Origin of the sequence: Haloferax sp. Atlit-6N (assembly GCF_003383195.1) — an archaeon.
Lineage (GTDB): Archaea > Halobacteriota > Halobacteria > Halobacteriales > Haloferacaceae > Haloferax > Haloferax gibbonsii.
Window position 1 is genome coordinate 1425754 of record NZ_QEQJ01000001.1, and the last position, 22591, is coordinate 1448344.

A 22591-nucleotide genomic window follows, 5' to 3' on the forward strand; every position below is an offset into this window, starting at 1 on the left:
CGGTCGCCGACCACCGAACGTATCAAACGCCGACTGACGGCCGATTTCCACCGTCACACGCCCCTTTTTGCGACGAATCACGACGCCCGAGACCCCTCGTCTGACGAACCATTAAGTGGCCTCACCACGGACCGACGAATATCATGGGCAACAAGAACAAGACCATCTCGTTTCGCGTCAACGAAGACGCGTTCGAGACCCTTCGGGAGATAGCCGAGGAGCGGGACATCTCCCTGTCCGCCGTCTTCCGCGACTACGTGGACACGTTAGTTGCCCACGACGGTCAGGTGCAGGTCGTCCCCAAACACGAACTCGAGAAACTGCGCGAGGGCGAAGACGAGTCGTTCCCCCCGACCGTCGAGGTTCCCAAGAGCTTCATCCGCGAGCACGAGCGCCTCGAACTGGAGGCCGAACACCTCCGCGAGCAGCTCGAAGAGCACAAGGGCTACGTGAACTACCTGCGCGAGCAGGTCGAAAACGACCACGACGACGTCGAAGAGGTCATCCAACTGGAGGACCTCGACACGGGCGACGAGCCGTCGTTCCGCCTCGGCTAAGCCGACCGACCGCCGGCGCTCTCTACGCCGTTATCGATTCGCGGTAGCGGGTCCGATTCAGCGAGGACCGACGAGGTCCTGCTTCGCCCGTCGCGCGTCGTCCTGCATTTCTCTGTCTCCTTCCACGTCCGCGAGCGCCTCGACCGATTCGAGCGTCCGGACCGCGTCGTCGAGGAACGAAAGCACGTCGCCGGGGTAGGCGTACACCATGTAGTCGTCGCTCATCACGTCCACGATGGCGTCGGGGCCGAGCCCCTGCGCGCGGAGTTCGAGCAGGTACTCGATGAACTGGCGTTCGGGGTAGCCGGTGTAGATGTCGTCCGAATTTTCGCAGTCGAGGAAGTCCTGCGCGAAGTCGAGCAGGCGGTCGCGGGTGGCGTCGTCCACCTTGGTGAGCCCCTCGCCGGAGTAGAGGATTTCGAGGGTCGCACCGCTGAAGACGCGCTTGGGGATGTTCGTATCCAGTTGCGAGACGATTTGGCGGTGATTTTTGAGGTAGATCTTGTCCGTGATAGCCACTGCTACCCGCAGCTTCGGGCCTCCGCGGCAAAAGCGTCCCGCTCCCGTGCGAAGCCCCAGCCGCGTTCGGCCGTCTCGGGCCGCGAACGTACTTGCTCGCGGCGCGCCACTAGGGACGAATGGAGACGAGACGCATCGGAATCATCGGGAGCGGCGACGTGGCGAAAGCCCTCGGGCGGGGATTCGCCCGCCACGGCTGGGACGTGAAGGTCGGGACTCGGAGCCCGGACAAACTGCGCGCGTGGACCGACGAAACCGCCGGAACCGACGACGACATGGACGTCGGCAGCTTCGCCGAGGCCGCGACCCACGGCGACGTGGTGGTGCTCGCGGTCCGCGGCGACGTCGCGAAAGAGGCGCTCGACCTCGCCGGAGTGACGAACTTCGCGGGGAAACTCGTCCTCGACGCCACGAACCCGCTCGACTTCACTGGCGGCGAACCCCGGCTCCTGTTCGGCGGTACGGACTCCCTCGGCGAGCGAGTGCAGGCGATGCTCCCCGACGCATCGGTCGTGAAATGCTTCAACACGGTCTCACACCACCAGATGGTCGACCCGGAGTTCGAGGCGGAGACGCCGCCGATGTTCGTCTGCGGCGACGACGCCGACGCCAAGGCTCGGGCCGAGGAGATACTCACCGAACTCGGCTGGCCCGGCGTCGAGGACGCCGGCGGCATCGAGTCCGCCCGATATCTGGAGGCGCTCGTCCCCCTGTGGGTTCGCGTGGGCGAAAACAGAGACACGTGGTCGCACGCGTTCGGCGTCGTGCAGTAGTCGGCGGGGTCGCGGGGGCGGTGGCCCGACCTCTGTCACGTACTGTCATTCCGGGACCGTAGCGTAACGTATTTTAGTCGTAGCGGATTAGGAATGATTGCAGCGTGTCCGGGTTGGGGTAGTGGACTATCCTTCAGCCTTGTGGAGGCTGAGACGCGGGTTCAATTCTCGCACCTGGACCTTCTTCACATTCTCACTCTTTCGAGCGTGTGCTCACGCTAGTGAGCACCGCGAGAACCAACCGAGAATGTACGAAGTCGGACCGAGAGAATTGAACCGGGGAGCGACTGAAGGGAGCGACCGGGGTTCACGCGAGTGGAAACGAGCGTGAGTACGTGAGGTGGAACCTCACGACGTTCAATTCTCGCACCGGGACCGCTTCTCTACATTTCGACCGGTGAGCGCCGCGTCGCGTGTACGAGTCCGCAGAACCACCCACCAGACCCAAGTGTGTCATGAACAAACATACCACGTGGGATGAGAACCCAACTCCGCGCGGACAACTCGGTGTTCGACCGCATCCGCGACGCGATACTCAACCGCGGCGACCCGGAGGACAACGAAGCGCCCGTCGGCCCAACGGTACCGACGGGCTGACCGGTCGGTTCCGCAGGTCGCCGCCGGTCCACCTCGCTTTTCCGCGCTCGAACTACCGAGCGCGAGCCGCCCCGAACCGTCGATAGCGCGGCCGTCGCCGACAACCCGAAGGGAACGCCGGAAACGAGCACGTCTTTCTATCGGGCGTCCTACGACCCGGCCATGCAGGTCGCCATCCTCACCGTCGGCAACGAACTGCTCGCGGGGGACATCGAGAACACGAACGCGACGTGGTTGGCCCGGCGACTCACCGAGGGCGGGGCGACGGTGGCGCGGATTCAGACGGTCCCCGACGACCACGGGGTCATCGCCGAGACGGTCGCCGACTGGGCGGCCGCCTTCGACGCGGTCCTCGTAACCGGCGGCCTCGGCGGGACGCCGGACGACATCACGATGGAAGCCGTCGCGGCCGGCCTCGACCGGGCGTTCGTCGTCAACGACGAGGCCGAAACGCAGGTCGAAGCGACCATCGCGGCGATTCTCGAACGCCGGCCGGACATCGACTTCGACCTCGAACCGGAGTGGTACGCGTCGATGCCCGCCGACGCCGAGGTGCTCCCGAACGAGGAGGGCCTCGCACCCGGCTGTCGGGCGGGAAACGTCTACGTCCTGCCGGGCATCCCCTCGGAGATGAAGCCGATGTTCGAGGGCATCGCCGAGCGGTTCGCGGGCGACGTGGAGTCGCGGGAGTGCTACGCCGACGCACCGGAGGGTGCCGTCGCCCGCGAACTCGGGATGGTCGCCGAGCGATTCGGTGTGGGGGTCGGGAGCTACCCAAACAGCGGCGGGCCGACCCGAATCAAACTCACCGGCGGCGACTCGGCGGTGCTCGACGAGGCGGTGGCGTGGTTCCGGGCGAACGCGACGGTCGACCTCTACGACAGCGAGGCGGCTGTGACGGCGGCGCGCGAGGAGAGAACGGGGAGCGACGCTCCCGAGAACTGAGAGCCGGTCGGCGAATCAGCGGAGTTGGGCGAGTCCAGCGTCGGACCGGGGCATGGCGTCGAGCGACCCGCGGCTGCGGATGATGTTGAAGGCGGTGACGAGGTCCGAACGGGAGACGAGGCCGACGAGGTCACCCGTCTCGTCGACGACCGGGAGACGACCCACGCCGCGTTCCTGCATGAGCGCGATGGCGTCCATCGCGTCGGCGTCGGGGGAGATGGTCGCCAGTTCGTCGCTCATGATGTCGTCGACGCGGAAGGCGTCGCGTTCGACCTCCTTGACGCCGCGGGCGTCGTCGAGGGTGACCATGCCGACGAGGTTGCCGTTTCTGAGGACCGGGTAGCCCGTGTGGCGCTCGACGAACATGCGTTCGAGGAGTTCCGCGACTGAGGTCCGCTCGTCGACCACGTCGAGGTTCTCGCGGCCGGTCATGATGTCGCGGACGACCACGTCCTGGAACGTCGCCTTGAGGACGGTCTGTTGGGCCTCGCCGGACGCCCCCATGTAGATGAAGAAGGCGAGCGCGACGAGAAACAGGTTGAAAAAGAGGCCGAACAGGCCGAGCAGGAACGCGAACACCTTGCCGACCTCGGCGGCCATCTGCGTCGCTTTCGCGTGCGGGCGGTTGCGCGCGAGAAGCGCCCGGAGGACGCGGCCGCCGTCCATCGGGAAGCCGGGGAGCATGTTGAACACGGCGAGCGAGACGTTCACCAGCGCGAGGTAGCCGAGGACGAACTGCGCGGGAGCCTGCGAATCGGGGAGCAAGACGAAGCCGGCGTAGGAGACGACGCCGATGGCGACCGAGACGAGCGGGCCGGCGACGGCGATGGTGAACTCCTGTTTCCAGTCCTCGGGAATCTCCTTGAACCGGGCGACGCCGCCGAAGAGCCAGAGCGTGATGGACTCGATTTCGTAGCCGTAGCGCATGGCGACGAGCGAGTGGCCGAACTCGTGCAGCAGGACGCCGGCGAACAGCCCGATGGCGGCCGCGCTTCCGAGTATCCACTGCATCGACCCCGCGGAGATGGCCGCGCCGTCGATGTTCGCGCCGAAGAGGTCGTTGACCACGAGCGCGAGATTCGTCACGTCCGAGCCGATGAGCCACGCGAAAAGCGGGAGAACGATGAGGAACGTGAGGTCCAACTTTATCGGGATGCCGAAGGCGCTACCGATGCGGATTCCTCGCATACCCGTAGTAACCCCGGAGGGGCCTTAAGCAGTCAGGGCGAAGAGACGGGGAAATGCTTACGCGGGCGGGCAATCGACGGGGAGATATGAGCGATTCCCGACCGGAGCCGGTGGTCAAGCGGAGCGCGGACATCGAGTACGAGCGGGTCGGCGCGGCCGACGGGATGTCGAAAGGCGTCCTCGTCTCCGAGGCCGACGGCGCGCCGAACTTCGCCATCCGGCGGTTCGTCCTCGACCCCGGCGCGACGGTGCCGAAACACACCAACGAGGTCGAACACGAGCAGTACGTCCTCTCGGGGCGGTACGTCGTCGGCATCGGCGACGAGGAGTACGAGGTCGAAGCCGGCGACTCGCTTTTGATTCCCGCCGGCGTCGTCCACTGGTACCGAAACGAGTCCGACGGGGAGGGGTCATTCCTCTGTGCGGTCCCCAACGGCGACGACGCCATCGAACTCGCCGACGACGCCGACGCCTGAGCGTGGCCGGGGACGCGGCGGCCGCGGCGGCCAGCGTACGAAGCCGCATGCGGGTCGCTATCGAGCCTGAGCGTTCGCAGGCGAATCGCTGAAATACCACGTCGCCGTAGCAGGCACCGTGTCTAAACAGGTCACCCGCGTCGACACGCTCTTTCTCCACCAGACGGGAGACGACTACCTCGTCGTCGCCCGCCGGGACGGAAAGCGGGTGCTCCGCGGCAAGCTCGAACTCAAAGAGACGAACGCGGGGCCTCGACCCCTGCGCTTTCTGGTGACTCGGAAGGGAGACGACTCGCCGCGCGACCCGAGTCAGTTCGTCGAGCTCGCCCGGTCGGCCGCCCGCATCCGCATCTCACAACAGACGCCGAAGGACGGCCGCGACGAGCTGAAAGAGATGCTCGACGGCTACCAGTTGGAGGCGCTGACGGTGCGGACCTGCCGCCGCTGCGCCGTCAACGGCCGGTACTCGCCCATCACCGACGACACGGCCATCAAGGCCGAACACGAGCACATCTGTCGCGACTGCGCCGTCCAAGAACTGGAGGGCGAACTCTCCTTCGCGGGCGGGCTCACGCAGGCCGCCCAAGAGCGCCTGGAGGAACTGCTCTACGAGACGGGCGACCTGACCCGCATCACGAACTTACTGCAGGGCGAGTTGGACCCCGACCTGACGAAGTTCGACACCATCAGCGCGACGACGGAGGACGTGGAGTTGGTCGAGACGAGCACGCTCGACCTCCACCCGAACCTGAAGTCGATGCTGACCGAGCGCTTCGACACCCTGCTTCCCGTCCAGAGCCTCGCCATCGACAACGGGCTGCTCGACGGCGACGACCAGCTCGTCGTGAGCGCGACGGCGACCGGGAAGACGCTCGTCGGCGAGCTCGCCGGCATCAACCGGATGCTGAACGACGACGGAAAGATGCTGTTTCTCGTCCCGCTGGTCGCGCTCGCGAACCAGAAGCACGAGGACTTCAAGGAGCGCTACGGCCACCTCGGCAAGGTGACCATCCGCGTCGGCGCGAGCCGAATCAACGACGACGGCAACCGATTCGACCCGAACGCCGATGTCATCGTCGGCACCTACGAGGGCATCGACCACGCGCTCCGGACGGGCAAGGACCTCGGCGACATCGGCACGGTCGTCATCGACGAGGTCCACACCCTGAAAGAAGAAGAGCGCGGCCACCGCCTCGACGGGATGATAGCCCGCCTGAAACACTACTGCGAGGCCCGCGCGAAGCGCCGCGAGAGCTACGGCGGCGCGCAGTGGATTTACCTCTCTGCGACCGTCGGCAACCCGAAGTGGCTCGCACAGAACCTCCGGGCGAACCTCGTCGAGTACGAGGACCGCCCCGTCCCCATCGAGCGCCACGTCACCTTCGCCGACGGGCAGGAGAAGCCGCGAATCGAAAACCGCCTCGTGCGGCAGGCGTTCGACTCGAAGTCCTCGAAGGGCTACCGCGGTCAGACCATCATCTTCACCAACTCGCGGCGACGGTGTCACGAAATCGCCCGGAAGATGGACTACAACGCCGCGGCGTACCACGCCGGCCTCGACTACGGCCAGCGAAAGCGGGTGGAGCGACAGTTCGCCAATCAGGACCTCGCGGCCGTCGTGACGACCGCCGCGCTCGCCGCCGGGGTCGACTTCCCGGCGTCGCAGGTCATCTTCGACACGCTGGCGATGGGCATCGAGTGGCTCTCCGTCCAGGAGTTCAGCCAGATGCTCGGCCGCGCCGGCCGCCCCGACTACCACGACAAGGGCGTCGTCTACCTGCTCGTCGAACCCGACGCGAGCTATCACAACACGATGGAGATGACCGAAGACGAGGTCGCGTTCAAGCTCCTCAAAGGCGAGATGGAGGAGGTCCGGACGGTGTACGACCAGTCCTCGGCGGTCGAAGAGACGCTGGCGAACATCGTCGTCGCCGGCAAGAAGGCGAAGGCGCTCAACAGCCGGATGCTCGGCGAGGTGCCGACGACCCACGCGGTGGGAAAGCTCCTTGAGTGGGGCTTCATCGACGGCCTCGACCCGACGCCGCTCGGACTCGCCGTGACGCGGCAGTTCCTCTCGCCGAGGGAGGCGTTCGCCATCCTCGACGGTATCCGGAAGGGGTCGTCGCCGTACGAAATCGTCGCCGACCTCGAACTCGACGAGGAAGGCCGGTAGCGTCCGGACGCCCTCAGCGGGGGCGGATATTCCGAATCCCGCACGCTTTTTGGCCGCCGCCGCGTCGGTGACCGCGTGGTAGCGATAACGCCGGACATCCTCGTCGTCTTCGCGGTCATCCTCGTCGCGCTGGCGTTTTTCGCGACCGAACCCGTGCCGGTCGACGTGACGGCAATCGGCGTGATGGTGTCGTTGATGCTGATTCAACCCGCCTCGGAGGCGCTCGCCTCGGCGGGGATGCTCGGCGCGCCCATCGTTCTCTTCGAGTCCTACCCCGGCGACGCCCTCTCGGGGTTCGCCAACACGGCGACGCTGACCGTCCTCGCGATGTTCATCCTCAGCGAGGGCGTCCAGCGGACCGGCATCATCCAGCTCCTGGGCGCGAAGATATCGACGTTCACCGGCGACAGCGAACTCCGACAACTCGGTGCTACCGTCGGCGTCGTCGGCCCCATCTCCGGGTTCATCAACAACACCGCCGCGGTCGCCATCCTGTTGCCGATGGTGACCGACCTCGCAGAGCGCGGGCGGACCTCGCCCTCGAAGCTCCTCTTACCGCTGTCGTACGCGTCGATGTTCGGCGGCATGCTGACGCTCATCGGGACCTCGACCAACATCCTCGCCAGCGACGTCTACTCGCGCATCACGGGCGAAGCGCCCTTCACGATGTTCGAGTTCACCGCGCTCGGCGCGGTGGTCATGGTCGTCGGCGTCATCTACCTCATGACAATCGGCCGGCGGCTCACGCCGGCGCGAATCGAGCCCCGACGCGACCTGACAGAGGAGTTCGAGATGGCGGAGTACCTGACCGAGGTCGTCGTCCGCGAGGACTCCCCGCTCGTCGGCCAGCAGGTCCAGCGGGCGCTCGTCGAGACCGAGTTCGACGTGGACCTCCTCCAACTCATCCGCGGCGAGAGCGTCTTCCTCGAACCGCTCGGCCCGAAGGAGATTCAACCGGGCGACGTGTTCACCCTCCGGACCGACCGCAACACGCTCGTCGAACTGCTCGACGTGGAGGGACTCGACCTCGTGCCGGCGACCGTCACCGAAGACGAGCTCGAACTCGCCGACCGCGGCCAGAACCTCGTCGAGGTCGTCGTCGCACCGGGGTCGGCCCTGGTCGGCGAGTCGCTCGCCTCGGCGAGTTTCAGACAGCGGTACGACGCGACCGTACTCGCGCTCCGCCGCGGCGGCGAACTCATCCGCCGGCGGATGGACAACCTCCCGCTCCGCGTCGGCGACACGCTGCTCGTGCAGGCGACCGTCGAGAGCATCGAGCGCCTCGACAACAACCGCAACTTCATCGTCGCCCAGGAGATCGAGCGCCACGACTACCGCGAATCGAAGATTCCGGTCGCCGTCGGCATCGTCGCCGGCGTCGTCGCGCTCGCCGCGCTCGACTTTCTCCCCATCGTCGTCGCCGCGCTCCTCGGCGCGCTCGCCATGGTCGCCACGAAGTGTCTCCGGCCGACCGAGTTGTACGACGCCGTTCAGTGGGACGTCATCTTCCTCCTCGCGGGCGTCATCCCGCTCGGCATCGCGATGGAGAACTCCGGGGCCGCCGAACTCCTCGCCGAACTGGTCGTGATGACCGGCGACTACCTCCCCCTTATCGCGGTCCTCGGCGTGTTCTACTTCGTGACGGCGCTCCTGACGAACGTCATCTCGAACAACGCGAGCGTCGTGCTCATGATTCCGGTCGCCATCGAGGCCGCGACGACCCTCGGAGCCGACCCGTTCTCGTTCGTCCTCGCGGTCATGTTCGCGGCGTCGACGGCCTTCATGACTCCCGTCGGCTACCAGACGAACCTGTTCGTCTACGGCCCCGGCGGCTACAAGTTCACGGACTACATCCGCGTCGGCGGCCCGCTACAGTTGCTTCTCGGGGTCGTGACGACGCTCGGCGTCGCGTACTTCTTCCCCCTGACCTGACGGGGCGGAACGAAACCCTTTACTCCGCGACGGGGAGAGTCGTATGTGCGGGACCGTGGGTTAGCCTGGTATACTTCGGGCCTTGGGTGCCCGTGACCCCGGTTCAAATCCGGGCGGTCCCACTCTTTGTGCGAAGAACAACGTGATGAGCCAAAGAGTGACAACCCTCGGATTTGAACCCGACGAGACCGAACGGAGTGAGGTCTCGGCACGGTTCAAATCCGGGCGGAGAACCGCGGGACGACGGCGAGAAGACTTTTGAGACGAGCGAGGAATCTCTCGACAGAGATGTCAATCCAGCCGCTCGATGTCCTCGGCGGGGTCATGTTCCTCGCCGGTCTCGCGGTCGTGACCGGCGTGGTCGCGTCCGCGGTCGCCCCGGGACAGCGCCTCGGCGTCGGTGCCTCGCTCATGGTGCTCGGAACGGCCGCCGTCGCCGGCCCGCGTATGTATCAAAAAGCCCTCGAAACGACGAACTAACCGGCATCGACCCCCGGCCGACCCGTTTTCGGGTCGTCGGGTCGAGTTTGCGGTCGCGCTCGCGGAGTCACCGCCGCTTCTTTCGGTACCAGAACCGACAGCCGACGGGCGACTCGCCGGCGTCGATGTCGAGCCGGCTGAGAAACAGGTCGCGGACCGCGAGAGTGACGACCAGTTCGACTGAATCGTCTCCCTCGCGTCCGTTCTCGGCCGGGCGCGCGCGGACCACCCAGTGACCGTCGCGTTCGGCGACCGACTCGACGACGCCCTCGGTCCAGCGGTCGCGGTCGTGGGTCGGTTCCCTCGCGTGGATTCTGTCGTGAACCATCGGCTACGCCGCCCTCACGGCCGCACCGGTGACCGCGCTCCGAGTGGTTGCGTTCCTGTCGGCCTCGCGTTGTTCGGTCTCGTTCGTCCGCTGGACAACGTAGCGCTGGCCGACCATCGGGTCCAAGAGGCTGTCGACGGGCGCGCGGTCGTCGGTGAGAAGCGGCACGTCGCCGGTTGGTTCGTCGTTCCGGTAGGACGTGAGTTCGGCCGCGAGGTCTATGCCGATGTCGCGGCGCTGGTTGCGCGCCTGTAGCTCCTCGGCCGTCACGAGCGTCTCGTCTTTCGTCGCCACGACCTCGATGTTCTGGACGACGACGCTCCCCGCGGTGGGGAAGCTGTACACCCGCGGGTAGACCGACCGCATCGTCTTGTACTCCGCGCGGTAGAACTGCGAAGCCGGGCCGCTCGGCGCGGAGATGACGTTGGCGAACAGGACGCCGTCCTCGTCGAGGCGGTCCGCGGTGAGCTGCATGAACTCCCGGGTCGTCAGCTGGAACGGGACCTTGTCCTTCCGGTAGGCGTCGAGGACGATGAGGTCGTACGTCCGGTTCGTCTCCCGGAGGTACTGCCGGCCGTCCATCGTGTGGACGTTGAGCCGCGGCGACTCCTCGACGCCGAAGTACTCCTCGGCGACGGAGACGACTTCGGGGTCGAGTTCGACCACGTCGACCGTCACGTTCGGGTACTGCTCCAAGAACACGCGCGGGCCGGTGAACCCGCCGCCGCCGACGAACAACACGCGGTCGATGTCGTCCGAGAGGAGGAAGGGGACGTGGAAGTACGAGGTGTAGTCGAAGACGTGCCGCGTCGGGTCGTCGAGGTCCATCGCGCTGTGGGGCTGGCCGTCGAGGTAGAGCGTCCGCGTCCCGCCCGAATCAGCGACGCGGAGCTCCTGATAGGCGGTCTGGGTGTGGTAGACGGTCGTGCCGCGGGAGTCGAGGCCGATGCCGCCGGTCAGCGACGCGAGGACGAGGACGGCGGCGATACCGACGCTCCAGACCGCCTCGTCGCGGCCGATGTTTGGCCGGGCGAGCGCAAGCGCCGTCACGACCGAGACGAGTCCGAAGACGAGCCCGATGTTGGTGACGCTCAGAGAAGGGATGAGGAAGTACGTGGTGGCGAACGCGCCGATGATGCTTCCGACGGTGCCGACGGCGTAGACGTGGCCCGACGCCGCGCCCACGTCGGACCGCCCCGAGAGTTCGGCCGCGTAAGGGCTGATGAAGCCGAGGAAGTAGGTCGGCGGCCCGAACAGGAGCGTAATCGCCGGGAGCGACGCGAATCGGCTCGGGAGGGGGAGGCTCGTCGTCGACTGGATGAACAGGTCGCCGAGGAGGATGACGCCCGCGATGTAGGCCGCGGTACCGATGAAGACGCGGACGAGCGCGCCGTTCGAGGCCTCCGCGGCCCGCTGCCCGCCGCGGTGGTAGCCGAGACTCAGCGCCGCGAGGAAGACGCCGATGATGCTCCCCCACGTGTAGATGCTGCTGCCGAACTCGGGGGCGACCATCCGACCGGCGAGAATCTCCAAGCCCATGCTCGTGACCCCGGAGACGAACACGGCGAGTTCGGGACGCGTCATCCGGAGCCACGAGCCGGCGGCGGTCGATGCCATGTCAGTATGCCAAGGGGCGCGGCCGTATTAATTCACGCACGGCGGCGAGCCGGACGACGCGTGCGGGTGTTCGACCCCGCCGCCGCTGCGACGCGCTCGCGCGAACCTTCTTATCTGATAACGGAGCCAGCCCGACCCGTGTCCTCCCTCGTCGCCGCGTCCGACCTCGCCCGCGCCGCGTACTGTCCGCGACAGCTCTACTACGCCCGCCGCGACGACGACCGAGCGCCGCCGCCCGCGGTCCGCGAAGTTCGCGCGCTCGCCTTCGCGTACCCCGACCTGCTCGACGCTCCCGACGACGAACTCGCGGCGCGCCCGATTTCGGTGTCGCCGGCGGCGTACCGCGAGAACCTCGCTCGACTCCGCGAGCGCGACGACTGGGGCGCCCTCACCGACCCCGTCGCCCGCGACGCGCTCCTCGCGGGGAAGGACTGCCGCGGCGTCGCGCACAAACTCGTTCGGTCGCCCGGCGACGGCGACCACGACCAACCGACGGTTCCATCGCTCGTCTCGCCGGGCGAACCGCCCGAGCGCGGCGTCTGGGAACCCCAGCGCGTCCGGGCCGTCGCGCTGGCGAAGGCGCTCGCGTGGGAGCGCGAGGCGTCGATACCGCGGGCGCTGGTCGAGTATCCGGCGGTCGGCGTCGTGCGAACGGTCAGGCTCACCACGGGGAACAAGGCGGCCTACCACCGGGCGCTCCGCGTCGCCCGCGACCTCGACTTCGTCCCGTCGCGGTTGCGGGACTCCGCGAAGTGCGAGTCGTGCGCCTACCGGGAGCGGTGCGGCGTGAAAACGTGGTCGTTGGCGTCGCTGCTCGGTCGGTGAGGGGGGGGGCCACGTCGCCGGCGGCGGGACGGCGACCGACGCCGCCCGCTACGCGTCGCTGTCGTGCTCGTCGAGCCACGCCTCGATGTCGTCGGCCATCGCGCCGCGGCGGTGGACGACGCCGCGGCCGGGGTCGACAACGGTGCTCTCGGTGCCGGGCGTCGTCCCGCCGTCGAGGACGACGGCGACCGCCTCCCGAATCTCGTCGGAGAGCTGCGAGGGGTGCGTGATGCTCCCGGTTCCGGAGCGGTTGGCGCTGGTCGCCGTGACGGGCGTCCCGGCCGCGCGGAAGAGGTCCAAGGCGAGTTCGTGGTCGGGAACGCGGACGCCGACGCGCTCTTTCCCGGCGACGAGCGCGTCCGGCAGACTGTCGCGTCGCTCCACGACGACCGTCACCGGCCCGGGGAGGAACCGGCGCATGAACGCCTCCTCGCGCTCGTCGGCGACGACGTGCTCCAGCGCGGCGTCCACGTCGGGGAAGCCGGCGGAAAGCGGTTTGTCTCGGTCGCGGCCCTTGATGTCGAAGACGCGTTCGACCGCGTCGGCGTTCGTCGCGTCCGCGCCCATGCCGTAGACCGTCTCGGTCGGATAGACGACCGCCTCGCCGCGGCGGATGGCGTCGGCGGCACGCTGTACGTCGTCGTCGCTCATGGACGAACGGACGCGCAACGGGCGAAAAAGCGTGACGAAACGGCGATTCCGTGCGGGGCGGAGACGCGGGTCGGCACGGACGGAGCCGAGGGCTCGGCCCGCGTGCGTCGCTCCGAGCGGCGGGGGCGACTTACAGGCCGGCGAGCGCGTCAGCGAGTTCCTCGTAGTCCGGGAAGTCCGGCCACTCGTCGGCGACCCAGCGGTACTGGACCGTCCGCTCCTCGTCGAGGAGGAACACGGCGGGGCGGTGTTCGGTGACGCCGGCCATCCCGTCGAGGTCGTGTTCGAGGTCGTAGTCGGTCGCGACGTCGGCCGCGGGGTCAGAGAACAGTCGGGCGTCCACGTCGCGTTCTTCGAGGAACGCCTTGTGCTCGTAGGGCGACGAGATTGAGACGCCGACCGCCTGCACGTCCGCCGGGACGCCGCGGTCGCGGAGTTCGTTCCAGACGTACGTCGCCGGGAACGCGCCCGCCATCGTGTGGAACACGAGGAGGACGGGGCCGTCGTCGGTGAGGTCCGAGAGGGACGCGTCCGCCCAGAACTCGTCGTTGACGAGCGGACGGGTGAAGTCCGGAGCGGTGTCGCCCGTCGCCGGCGCGTCGTGGTCGGGGAGGTCGACGACGTCGAAGTCGACCATCAGGCTCCCTCCCCGTAGGTGTTTTCGAGGTACTCGACGATGTTCGCCGACTCGGACATCGTGACGCCGGTGTTGTCGTCCACGATGGCCGGGACCGAACGCTTGCCCGAGACGCGCTTGACGACGTTCCGGTCGGAGTGCATCGGCTCGACGAACCGCGACTGGTAGGCGAGGCCCTGGTCGTCGAGCGTGCGGACGACCCGCTCGCAGTACGGGCACGCCTGCAGTCGGTACAGCGTAATCGCCGGTTGCTCGTCTGCCATGGGCGGCTGTTGGGAAGAGCGTCGCCTAAGCCCTTCGCTCGCGGGCATCCGCGCCGCAATATCGGTTCGGCGTCGGTTCGCCGACCGGACCAGCGAGGGCGGACGAGACGCCGACCGAGAGGGGTTCGAGGGCAACTCTTAATTCCGGTCCCGCGCAAGACAGTGTAGTTACATGGGTTTGCCGCCGCTACAGTTACCACCAGCCACGACACTCGCGGCCGCACAGGTCTCGAACATTCCGCTGGACGACACGACGATAACGGTCCTCGGTGTGATCGGAATCATCGTCCTGATCGGCCTCTCGGCGTTCTTCTCCTCGTCCGAGATTGCGATGTTCTCGCTCGCAAAACACCGCGTCGACTCGATGGTCGAAGACGGTGTGCCGGGCGCAGAGCGGGTGAAAGCGCTCAAGGAAGACCCGCACCGGCTTCTCGTGACCATTCTGGTCGGAAACAACATCGCGAACATCGCGATGTCCTCGATATCGACCGGGCTGCTCGTCTTCGTCGGCTTCCAACAGGGAGAGGCGGTCGCAATCGCGACGTTCGGGATTACGGCGATCGTCCTGCTGTTCGGCGAGAGCGCGCCGAAGTCCTACGCGGTCGAAAACACCGAGTCGTGGTCCCTCCGCATCGCGCGGCCCCTGAAATACGCCGAGCTGCTGTTGCTCCCGCTCGTCGTCTTCTTCGACTACCTGACCCGCGTCATCAACAAGGTCACCGGCGGTCAGACCGCCATCGAGACGACCTACGTCACCCGCGACGAGATTCAGAACCTCATCGAGACGGGCGAGCGCGAGGGCGTCATCGAGGAGGAAGAACGCGAGATGCTCGACCGCATCTTCCGGTTCAATTCGACTATCGCGAAGGAGGTCATGACCCCGCGCCTCGACATGACCGCCGTCCCCAAGGACGCGACCATCGACGAGGCCATCGAGACGTGCGTGCAGGCCGACCACGAGCGAGTCCCCGTGTACGACGGTAACCTCGACAACATCATCGGCATCGTCAACATCCGGAACCTCGTCCGCGAGAAGTACTACGGCGAACGCGGCGTCGGCATCGCCGACATCGTCTCGCCGACGCTCCACGTCCCCGAGTCGAAGAACGTCGACGAACTCATGGCCGAGATGCAGGACACCCGGATGCAGATGGTCGTCGTCATCGACGAGTTCGGGACCACGGAGGGGCTCATCACCCTCGAAGACATGGTCGAGGAAATCGTCGGCGACATCCTCGAAGGCGACGAGGAAGAGCCCTTCGAGGCGGTCGACGAGAACACCTACCTCGTCCGCGGCGAGGTCAACATCGACGAGGTCAACGAGATGCTCGACATCGAACTCCCCGAGGGCGAGGAGTTCGAGACGCTCGCCGGCTTCATCTTCAACCGCGCCGGTCGTCTCGTCGAGGAAGGCGAGGAAATCAGCTACAACGACATCGTCATCCGCATCGAGCAGGTCGACAACACGCGCATCATGAAAGCGCGCATCCGGACCAACTCAGGCATCGAAGCCGCCGACGGCAACGGCGACGACGAGAACGGCGGCGACGAGGAAGCGGAAGTCGAGCCCGACACCTGACCGGTCCGACCCGACAGAACCCGTTCGTCTCGACATCTGAACCCGATTCGTCCCCGCTCCGACTGAACTCGTTTTCGAACCGTCGTCCGCCGTGACTCACCCGAGGAGCGTAAACGAGAGAACCACGAGCGCCAGCGACGCCAGCGCGAGGAACGCCAATCCGGTCGCGTCGGCGGTGCCGTCGCCGAGGCGTCGCGCTCGCCCGCGGAAGCGAATCGCCAGCGCGAACGCGCCGAGTCCGACGGCTCCGAAGGCGAACCCGCGAAGCGAGATGCCGGTCACGACCGCCATCGCGACGTGGTAGACGCCGAAGACGGCCCAGAGGGCAGAAACGAGGGTGGCGAGCGCGACGCGGAGTCCACGAACGTTCACAGACCGAGTACGCTCGACACGAGCGTAAAGACGCCGTAGCCCAGCCCGAACGCGAGCGCGAGCGAGCCGACCCACGCGAGCACCGTGTACAGCATCTTCCGCCGGGAGACGCCCGACCCGCCGGCGGCGTAGCCGGAGCCAATGATGGCGCTGACGATGATCTCGTTGAACGACACGGGAACGCCGAGGGCGACGGCGGTCTGGGCGATGGCGAACGAGGGAATCATCGCCGCGATGGAGCGCCGCGGCCCGAGCGAGGAGTAGTCCTGCGCGAGCGCCTTAATCATGCGCGGCGCGCCGGTCCACGACCCGGCGAGGAGGCCCACTCCGCCGCCGACGAGGAGCGCCGGGAGCGGGACCGCGACCACGTCCAGCAGGGGAACGAGCGGCCCGATAGCGAGACCGACCTGACTGCCGCCCGCCGAGAAGGCGACGAGGCCGCCGAGGACGAGCAGGAATCGCCGCTGACCGCGGGTCTTGTCGGTCGTCACCCAGCGACCGACGACCGCGGCCGCGACGAGCGCGACGAAGAGGGAGGCGGCGACGAACCAGACCGTCTCGCCGAGGCCGACGAGGCCGGTCGCCTCGACTGCAGCGGCCCGGGCGACCGAGGCCGAGCCCGCCGCGCCGCCCAGCCCCGCGAACTCCATGTTGGCGACGAGCAGGCCGACGATTCCGGCGAGCGCGGGGACGGTCCACTGCTCGGAGACGCCGTCGGCGCGGAGGAGCCGGGCGGTCGCGTACGACGCCCCGCCGCCGACGAAGGGGGTGAGCACCCACAGCGAGACGATTTGCTGGTACTTCGCCCACGCGGGGTCGCCGCCCATGGCGAGGCCGACGCCGACGACCGCGCCGGTGACGGTGAAAGCGGTGGCGATTGGGTAGCCGGCGAAGACGCCGAGCGCGACGAGCACCGCCGCGGTGATGAGCGCGACGACCGCGGCCCCCGCGGTCAGCGTGACGCCGCCGATGAGTTCGGTGCCGACGGCGTTGGTGACGTTCGCGCCCTGGAGGAACGCCCCGGCGAACCCGAGCAGGCCGACGATGAAGCCCGCGCGCATCACCGAGATGGCGTTGGCTCCGACCGCGGGCGCAAAGGGCGTCGAACCCGACGACCCCGCGCCGATGGCCCACGCCATGAACAGGCTGGCAAGGGCGGCGACGACGAACGTGGCGAGCGTCGCGGCGGCTACCACGGGGCGACACCTCGGCGGTCGTCGGCGTCGGCTGTTGTCCCGTCCATCAGCGGCGGCGCGCCTCGTCGTACCCCTCGCTCAGGCCGAGGAGCGTCCGACGGACGAGGAGATACCCGAAGAAGACGAAGAGCAACAACGCGACGAGCAGCCCGACGAACACGGGATTCCCCGCGAGAAAGTCGACGAGGCCGTCTACGACCAAAGGGTCGGTCATGTGGATGGGTTCGGCGGGCACGAGGTATAGCAATTTCGGCGACGGGTCGTGAAAGAATACGAACACTCATGGGAAAACGCGAGTAACGCCGATTTGATGGCCGACCTCATCCCCTCCAGCCCGGGCGACCCGGACGACAACCGGGACGACCGAGACCCCAAGGTTATCGGCCTCGACAGCGACGAGGCGGACGACCTGCTCGGAGCCATCTCCTCGTCGACCGCCCGGTCGGTCCTCGCGTCGCTCCACGAGTCGCCGGCGACGCCCTCCGACCTCGCCACCGAGGTCGACACGTCCCTCCAGAACGTCCAGTACCACCTCGGGAACCTCTCGGAAGCGGGGCTCATCGAGGTCGCGGACACGAGGTACTCCGAGAAGGGACGCGAGATGAACGTGTACACCCCCGCGGACCGGGCGCTCGTCGTCGTCGCCGGGCGCGAGGACGAGACGAAGGGGCTGAAAGGCGCGCTCACGCGCCTCATCGGCGGCGTCGGCGTCCTCGGCATCGGCGCGGCCGTGGTGAATCGGCTCGCTCGAACCGAGTCGGTGCTCCCGTTCGGCTTCGGTACCTCGGCCGGCGGTGCGGACGGCGCTGGCGGTTCGAGCGACGCTGGCGGTTCCGAAGCCGGCCAAAGCGGCGGGTCGGGCGGCGACCTCAACGCGACCTATCAGTCCGAGTCGGCCGACGCGACGACCGCGGCGGACTCGACGACCCAGACGGCGACTGAGACCGCGACGACGACCGACGGCGGCGGCGGGTTCAGCATCGCCGAGGCGACCACGACGGCGGATTCGACGACGCAGACCGCGGAGGCGACCCGGACCGCGGCCGAGACGACGCGGACGGTGACGGAAGCCACGCAGACCGCCGCTGAGACCGCGACCGCGACGCCAACGCCGACGGCGGTTCCGGACACGACGGCCGCACAGACGGCCACGGAGACCGCGGTGCAACTCACGAGCGGGTCGGGCGGACTCGCCGAGACTATCGGGTCGCTCTCGCCGGGGACGCTGTTCTTCCTCGGGGGGCTGACCGTGCTTCTCGCGTGGGTCGCGGTGGGCGTGCTGCGTGACTAAAACGGTTGTTTGAGCTTACGGTGCGTATTTGATACCGTCACCCGTAGGAGTGAGTACGAGGTCGCGCGTGGCCCCCCAACGGCGACGGGACTGCCATCCGTGCCCCTGCCCCTCACCCCGTCGTCTCGCGTGGCCTCGGACTGTCCCCAACAGGCTTCCCGGCCTGTTCCCGCTGATTCTTCCGGCCCTCCGCCGGACCCCACTGCATTACTCGTCAGGGACGATACGGAACGTCTCGAAGGTGTCGCCGTCGACGGTGACGAGTCGCCCGCGGAGCCCGCCGTCCGGCAGTTCCTCCAGTTCCGCGTGCGCCTTGCGGTTGCCCCGCGGTTGCGCGTGACTCCCCGGGTTGAGGAGCGGAATCGGCCCGGTGCCGTCGAAGCCCGGCCGGTGGCTGTGGCCGAAGATGACCGCGTCGGCCCCGCGCTCGCGGCCGAACATCGAAAGCGCGGTGTTCCCGCCGCGTCGGGTGTGCGTCACCGCGAACTCGACGCCGCCGTAGGTGACGTTTCGCGCGACCGGAATCCGGTCGCGAATCTCGGGGCCGTCGTTGTTGCCGTAGACCGCGAGGAAGGTGTCGGCCTCGTCGATGAACGCGTCGAGGACGGACTCGCGCATGAAGTCGCCCGCGTGGACGACGAGGTCTGCCTCGCGGACCGCGTCGAGGGTTCGGTTCGTCAGTCGATGGCCGTCCGTGCTGTGGGTGTCGGAGACGACAACGAGCATGCGCCGGGGTAAGCGCCGGAGGGATTGAAACCTACCGGCTGCGGCGTCGGTCCGGTCGGAGCCGCCGCGGTCGGCGAGCGGTGTCCCGGTTCCTCGTCGGTAGGTCTATCCGAGCGCGGGGAGTGGCCCACGATATGGCAGGCAGTACGTCCGTCGTCGTCGCCGCGCTCTTCGCGAACGGGGCGATTGCGATTCTCAAGTTCCTCGGCTATCTCGCGACCGGGAGTCCCTCCATGCTCTCCGAAACGTATCACTCCATCTCCGACACCGGCAATCAGGTGTTCCTCCTCATCGGCATCCGTGACAGCAAACGCGGCGAGACCCAGTCACACCCCTTCGGCCACGGGAAATCGCAGTTCTTCTACTCGTTTCTCGTCTCCGTGATGCTGTTCGGTATCGCCGGTTGGGAGTCGGCCAAGCACGGCTACGATGCCCTGATGCACCCCGGCCACGGCGGGGGCGGAGAGGCGCTCGTCCTAACCGGCTTCGAAATCGAGCCCGTGTTGGTCAACGTCGCCATCCTCCTCGGCGCAATCGCCTTCGAGAGCTACGCGTTCCTGAAGGCGAACGCCGAACTCCGCCGGCAGATGGAGGAGTACCAGTGGAGCGGTCTCGTGGAGGCGTTCCGGGAGACGAGCGACGTGACGACGCTCACGGCGTTCACGGAGGACACCGTCGCCCTCGTCGGCGCGATGCTCGCGCTCGTCGGCATCGGCCTCACCGAACTCACGGGTAACGAGCTGTTCGACGCCGGTGCGGCGCTCCTCATCGGGATACTGCTCATGGGCTTCGCAATCGCGCTCGCGTGGGAGAACAAGCGCCTCCTCATCGGCGAGAGCGTCCCCATGGACGAAGAACAGACCCTTCGCAACATCGTCAAAAACGACCCGCGGGTCGTCCACATCGACCGCTTCCGCGCGAGCTACGTCGGCCCCGAGAAACTCCTCGTCGCCCTCGACGTGAGCTTCGACCCCGAACTCGACACCGAGGAGATAGACGACCACATCAGCGAAATCGAGGCCGAACTCAAGGCGGCCGACGAACGGGTCCACTTCGTCTACATCGAACCCGAGTTGTAGCCCGGACTAGCTCTCGGCGACCTCCCGCGACTCGACCGCGTCGGCGACGAGTTCGACCGCCGTCTCCGCGTCCTCCCGCGAGACGTTCAGGTTCGTCGTAAAGCGCGTGTGATACTCGCCGAACGTCCCGCCGAGGACATCCACGCCCTCGCACAGTTCGACGAACTCCTCGGCCGTCAGCCCCGCGTCTTCGGAGTCGACGACGACGATGTTCGTATCGGGCGTCGGCACCGACAACCCGGCGACGGCGTCGAGACCCTCGGCGAGGACGCGGGCGTTCTCGTGGTCGTCGGCGAGGCGGTCGATATTGTCGAGCGCGACGAGTCCCGGCGCGGCGATGAGCCCGGCCTGTCGCATGCCGCCGCCGAACTGCTTTCTGACGCGGAGGGCCTCTTCGATGAACGACTCCGGACCGGCGAGCACCGAGCCGACGGGCGCGCCGAGCCCCTTCGAGAGACAGAACATCACCGTGTCCACGCGCTCGACCATCGCCGTCGGGTCCTCGTCGAGGGCGACGCAGGCGTTGAACACGCGGGCACCGTCGAGGTGAACGGGGATTCCGAGGTCGTGAGCCGCCTCGGCCGCGGCGTCGACGTCGGCTTTCGGAACCGCGACGCCGCCGCGGGCGTTGTGGGTGTTTTCGAGGCACAGGACGCCCGTACCGGCGACGTGCAGCGACTCCTCGCGGGCGTGCTCGCGGACCTGCTCGGGGGTCGGCGCGGCGCGCTCGCCGGCGTCGTAGGCGCGGACCTGCAGCCCCGAAAGCTGGGCGAAACCGCCGACCTCCCACTTGTAGACGTGCGCCTTCGCGTCCACGAGCGCCTCCTGACCGGGGTCGGCGTGGACGCGGGCGGCGATTTGGTTTCCCATCGTCCCCGAGGGCACGAACAGCGCGGCCTCCTTGCCGACCAACTCGGCGGCGCGCGCTTCGAGTTCGTTCACGGTCGGGTCGTCGCCGTACACGTCGTCGCCGACGTCGGCGTCGCGGGCGGCGTCGCGCATCTCGTCGGACGGGAGCGTGACGGTGTCGCTTCGGAGGTCTATCATGCGCGGAGAGACCGCGCCGACGGAGAAATAAACGGTGGTCCGCGTGGCGTTCCCCGTCCGCGGCCGCAATATTTGCGCTTCGAAAGGTGTTTGCCCCGGGGACACACACGACGCGGTATGGACCCGCGCATCCGCGAGCACGCACAGACCATCGTCGACCACTCCACGAGCGTCGAGGCCGGCGACAACGTCGTCGTCTCCGCGCCCTCGGTGGCCGAGGACCTCGTCACGGCCGTCCACGAACTGCTCGGCGACCGCGGCGCGAACGTCGTCGCGATGGACGCGAACCCCCGCTTTACCCGCGCGTTCCTCCGCGCCGGCGACGACGACTACGAGACGCCCGAGCACGTGCTGGCGCTCTACGAGGAGACGGACGTCATCATCCGCGTCCGCGGCGAGACGAACGCCACCGAGCAGAGCGACGTGCCGCCGGAGACGAACGCCGCGTACAAGCGGGCGTACAAGCCCGTGCAGGGCGAGATGCTCTCGAAGCGCTGGTGTCTCACTCAGTACCCCGCGAAGGGGAGCGCCCAGCTCGCGGGCATGAGCACAGAGGCCTACGAGAACTTCGTCTACGACGCCGTCACCCTCGACTGGGACGCGCAGGGCGAACTCCAACAGCAGTTGGTCGACATCCTCAACGACGGCGACGAGGTCCGCATCAAGTCGGGCGACGAGACCGACGTGACGATGAGCATCGCCGGCAACACGGCCATCAACGACACGGCCGAACACAACCTCCCCGGCGGCGAGGTGTTCACCGCGCCCGTGAAGGACTCCGTGAACGGCGAGGTCTACTTCGACCTGCCGCTGTACCGACAGGGCCGCGAGGTCTCCGGCGTCCGCGTCCGCTTCGAGGACGGCGAGGTCGTCGACTACTCCGCCGAGGGGAACGAGGAGGTCTTAGACGGCGTGTTCGACACCGACGAGGGCGCGCGCTACCTCGGTGAACTCGGCATCGGCATGAACCGCAGCATCGACCAGTTCACCTACAACATGCTGTTCGACGAGAAGATGGGCGACACCGTCCACATGGCCGTCGGCTCGGCGTACCCCGAGACGGTCGGCGCGGACAACGAAATCAACGAGAGCGCCGAGCACGTCGACATGATCGTCGACATGTCCGAGGAGTCGGTCATCGAGGTCGACGGCGAGGTCGTCCAACGGGACGGCACGTTCGTCTTCGAAGACGGGTTCTGACCGGGGCGGCCGCGCGCCTTCCTGCTCGCGGACAACTCGCAACATTTCGTCTCCAGTTTATCGACCGGAAAATCGCTCGTCGTCGTCGGGTTTTCCAGTCGAAACAGTAGCCTTCGAACAGTCGCCGAAATCAGCACCGA

Annotated in this window: 24 protein-coding genes and 2 tRNA genes; 14 read left to right on the forward strand and 12 right to left on the reverse strand. The window is 67.5% G+C overall.

What is annotated here, in order from left to right; all coding sequences use genetic code 11:
* Positions 1 to 143: 143 nt before the first annotated feature.
* Positions 144 to 557, forward strand: a complete 414-nt coding sequence (locus DEQ92_RS07395) for a ribbon-helix-helix protein, CopG family (protein WP_004044633.1) — start codon at positions 144 to 146, stop codon at positions 555 to 557.
* A 57-nt stretch (positions 558 to 614) separates the two neighbouring features.
* On the opposite strand, the gene DEQ92_RS07400 is transcribed toward DEQ92_RS07395, so the two are convergent.
* Complete coding sequence (locus tag DEQ92_RS07400; RefSeq protein WP_004973684.1) at positions 615 to 1076, reverse strand: DUF5814 domain-containing protein; 462 nt, start codon at positions 1074 to 1076, stop codon at positions 615 to 617.
* Positions 1077 to 1195: 119 nt separating this feature from the next.
* Here DEQ92_RS07400 and DEQ92_RS07405 point away from each other — a divergent pair, with 119 nt between their 5' ends.
* From DEQ92_RS07405 to DEQ92_RS07415, 3 genes are all read left to right on the forward strand, one after another.
* The gene (locus DEQ92_RS07405; protein WP_050458504.1) at positions 1196 to 1849 is read left to right on the forward strand and encodes an NADPH-dependent F420 reductase; all 654 of its coding nucleotides are present in this window, start codon (positions 1196 to 1198) and stop codon (positions 1847 to 1849) included.
* Between the two features lie 107 nt (positions 1850 to 1956).
* Positions 1957 to 2029: transfer RNA gene (locus DEQ92_RS07410), tRNA-His, on the forward strand.
* 579 nt (positions 2030 to 2608) lie between these two features.
* A complete protein-coding gene (locus tag DEQ92_RS07415; protein ID WP_115804431.1) occupies positions 2609 to 3391 on the forward strand; it encodes a molybdopterin-binding protein in 783 nt (260 codons plus the stop codon).
* Between the two features lie 15 nt (positions 3392 to 3406).
* Here the strand turns inward: DEQ92_RS07415 and DEQ92_RS07420 are convergent, their stop codons facing one another.
* The gene (locus DEQ92_RS07420; RefSeq protein WP_115804430.1) at positions 3407 to 4579 is read right to left on the reverse strand and encodes a M50 family metallopeptidase; all 1173 of its coding nucleotides are present in this window, start codon (positions 4577 to 4579) and stop codon (positions 3407 to 3409) included.
* 86 nt (positions 4580 to 4665) lie between these two features.
* Between DEQ92_RS07420 and DEQ92_RS07425 the strand changes: the two genes are divergently transcribed.
* The 5 genes from DEQ92_RS07425 (at position 4666) to DEQ92_RS07445 (ending at position 9640) form a co-directional block, all read left to right on the forward strand.
* Positions 4666 to 5055, forward strand: coding sequence for a cupin domain-containing protein (locus tag DEQ92_RS07425; protein ID WP_050458503.1), 390 nt, complete (start codon positions 4666 to 4668; stop codon positions 5053 to 5055).
* Between the two features lie 118 nt (positions 5056 to 5173).
* Entirely contained in the window at positions 5174 to 7228 is a 2055-nt protein-coding gene (locus tag DEQ92_RS07430) for a DEAD/DEAH box helicase (RefSeq protein WP_004973700.1), read from the forward strand.
* 75 nt (positions 7229 to 7303) lie between these two features.
* Positions 7304 to 9160 carry an SLC13 family permease gene (locus tag DEQ92_RS07435; protein WP_004973701.1) on the forward strand — a complete coding sequence of 619 codons (1857 nt, stop codon included), beginning with the start codon at positions 7304 to 7306 and terminating at the stop codon, positions 9158 to 9160.
* A gap of 49 nt (positions 9161 to 9209) precedes the next feature.
* A tRNA-Pro gene (locus DEQ92_RS07440) sits at positions 9210 to 9282 on the forward strand.
* Positions 9283 to 9448: 166 nt separating this feature from the next.
* Positions 9449 to 9640: a hypothetical protein gene (locus DEQ92_RS07445; protein WP_004973703.1), complete on the forward strand. Its 192-nt coding sequence runs from the start codon at positions 9449 to 9451 to the stop codon at positions 9638 to 9640.
* 67 nt (positions 9641 to 9707) lie between these two features.
* Here the strand turns inward: DEQ92_RS07445 and DEQ92_RS07450 are convergent, their stop codons facing one another.
* Both DEQ92_RS07450 and DEQ92_RS07455 read right to left on the reverse strand, forming a co-directional pair.
* On the reverse strand, positions 9708 to 9968 hold the full coding sequence (locus DEQ92_RS07450) for a hypothetical protein (RefSeq protein WP_004973705.1): 261 nt from the start codon (positions 9966 to 9968) through the stop codon (positions 9708 to 9710).
* A 3-nt stretch (positions 9969 to 9971) separates the two neighbouring features.
* Complete coding sequence (locus DEQ92_RS07455) at positions 9972 to 11585, reverse strand: spermidine synthase (RefSeq protein ID WP_050458501.1); 1614 nt, start codon at positions 11583 to 11585, stop codon at positions 9972 to 9974.
* Positions 11586 to 11723: 138 nt separating this feature from the next.
* Between DEQ92_RS07455 and DEQ92_RS07460 the strand changes: the two genes are divergently transcribed.
* Positions 11724 to 12410 (forward strand): hypothetical protein, encoded by a 687-nt coding sequence (locus tag DEQ92_RS07460; protein ID WP_115804429.1) that lies wholly within the window; start codon positions 11724 to 11726, stop codon positions 12408 to 12410.
* A gap of 48 nt (positions 12411 to 12458) precedes the next feature.
* Here DEQ92_RS07460 and DEQ92_RS07465 read toward each other — a convergent pair whose 3' ends face one another.
* The 3 genes from DEQ92_RS07465 to DEQ92_RS07475 form a co-directional block, all read right to left on the reverse strand.
* Complete coding sequence (locus tag DEQ92_RS07465) at positions 12459 to 13061, reverse strand: L-threonylcarbamoyladenylate synthase (protein ID WP_004973721.1); 603 nt, start codon at positions 13059 to 13061, stop codon at positions 12459 to 12461.
* Between the two features lie 130 nt (positions 13062 to 13191).
* Positions 13192 to 13698, reverse strand: coding sequence for a redoxin domain-containing protein (locus tag DEQ92_RS07470; protein WP_115804428.1), 507 nt, complete (start codon positions 13696 to 13698; stop codon positions 13192 to 13194).
* Positions 13698 to 13961: a glutathione S-transferase N-terminal domain-containing protein gene (locus tag DEQ92_RS07475; RefSeq protein WP_004973724.1), complete on the reverse strand. Its 264-nt coding sequence runs from the start codon at positions 13959 to 13961 to the stop codon at positions 13698 to 13700. Before DEQ92_RS07475 ends, DEQ92_RS07470 begins: the two co-directional genes overlap by 1 nt.
* 172 nt (positions 13962 to 14133) lie before the next feature.
* Between DEQ92_RS07475 and DEQ92_RS07480 the strand changes: the two genes are divergently transcribed.
* Positions 14134 to 15540 (forward strand): hemolysin family protein, encoded by a 1407-nt coding sequence (locus DEQ92_RS07480; RefSeq protein ID WP_049904991.1) that lies wholly within the window; start codon positions 14134 to 14136, stop codon positions 15538 to 15540.
* 96 nt (positions 15541 to 15636) lie between these two features.
* Here DEQ92_RS07480 and DEQ92_RS07485 read toward each other — a convergent pair whose 3' ends face one another.
* From DEQ92_RS07485 to DEQ92_RS23815, 3 genes are read right to left on the reverse strand one after another with little or no spacing between them, the layout of a single operon-like run.
* Positions 15637 to 15912: a hypothetical protein gene (locus tag DEQ92_RS07485; protein WP_004973728.1), complete on the reverse strand. Its 276-nt coding sequence runs from the start codon at positions 15910 to 15912 to the stop codon at positions 15637 to 15639.
* Positions 15909 to 17108, reverse strand: coding sequence for an inorganic phosphate transporter (locus DEQ92_RS07490; protein ID WP_004973730.1), 1200 nt, complete (start codon positions 17106 to 17108; stop codon positions 15909 to 15911). The genes DEQ92_RS07485 and DEQ92_RS07490 overlap by 4 nt, the downstream gene beginning before the upstream one ends.
* A gap of 46 nt (positions 17109 to 17154) precedes the next feature.
* The gene (locus DEQ92_RS23815; RefSeq protein ID WP_167321013.1) at positions 17155 to 17322 is read right to left on the reverse strand and encodes a hypothetical protein; all 168 of its coding nucleotides are present in this window, start codon (positions 17320 to 17322) and stop codon (positions 17155 to 17157) included.
* Positions 17323 to 17418: 96 nt separating this feature from the next.
* Between DEQ92_RS23815 and DEQ92_RS07500 the strand changes: the two genes are divergently transcribed.
* Entirely contained in the window at positions 17419 to 18399 is a 981-nt protein-coding gene (locus DEQ92_RS07500) for a winged helix-turn-helix domain-containing protein (RefSeq protein WP_115804427.1), read from the forward strand.
* A gap of 207 nt (positions 18400 to 18606) precedes the next feature.
* On the opposite strand, the gene DEQ92_RS07505 is transcribed toward DEQ92_RS07500, so the two are convergent.
* The gene (locus DEQ92_RS07505; RefSeq protein ID WP_050458497.1) at positions 18607 to 19125 is read right to left on the reverse strand and encodes a metallophosphoesterase; all 519 of its coding nucleotides are present in this window, start codon (positions 19123 to 19125) and stop codon (positions 18607 to 18609) included.
* A gap of 134 nt (positions 19126 to 19259) precedes the next feature.
* Here DEQ92_RS07505 and DEQ92_RS07510 point away from each other — a divergent pair, with 134 nt between their 5' ends.
* A complete protein-coding gene (locus DEQ92_RS07510; protein ID WP_115804426.1) occupies positions 19260 to 20204 on the forward strand; it encodes a cation diffusion facilitator family transporter in 945 nt (314 codons plus the stop codon).
* A 6-nt stretch (positions 20205 to 20210) separates the two neighbouring features.
* Here the strand turns inward: DEQ92_RS07510 and DEQ92_RS07515 are convergent, their stop codons facing one another.
* Positions 20211 to 21251 (reverse strand): low specificity L-threonine aldolase, encoded by a 1041-nt coding sequence (locus DEQ92_RS07515; protein WP_115804425.1) that lies wholly within the window; start codon positions 21249 to 21251, stop codon positions 20211 to 20213.
* 117 nt (positions 21252 to 21368) lie between these two features.
* Between DEQ92_RS07515 and DEQ92_RS07520 the strand changes: the two genes are divergently transcribed.
* Positions 21369 to 22451: an aminopeptidase gene (locus DEQ92_RS07520; RefSeq protein ID WP_115820618.1), complete on the forward strand. Its 1083-nt coding sequence runs from the start codon at positions 21369 to 21371 to the stop codon at positions 22449 to 22451.
* Positions 22452 to 22591 lie beyond the last annotated feature (140 nt).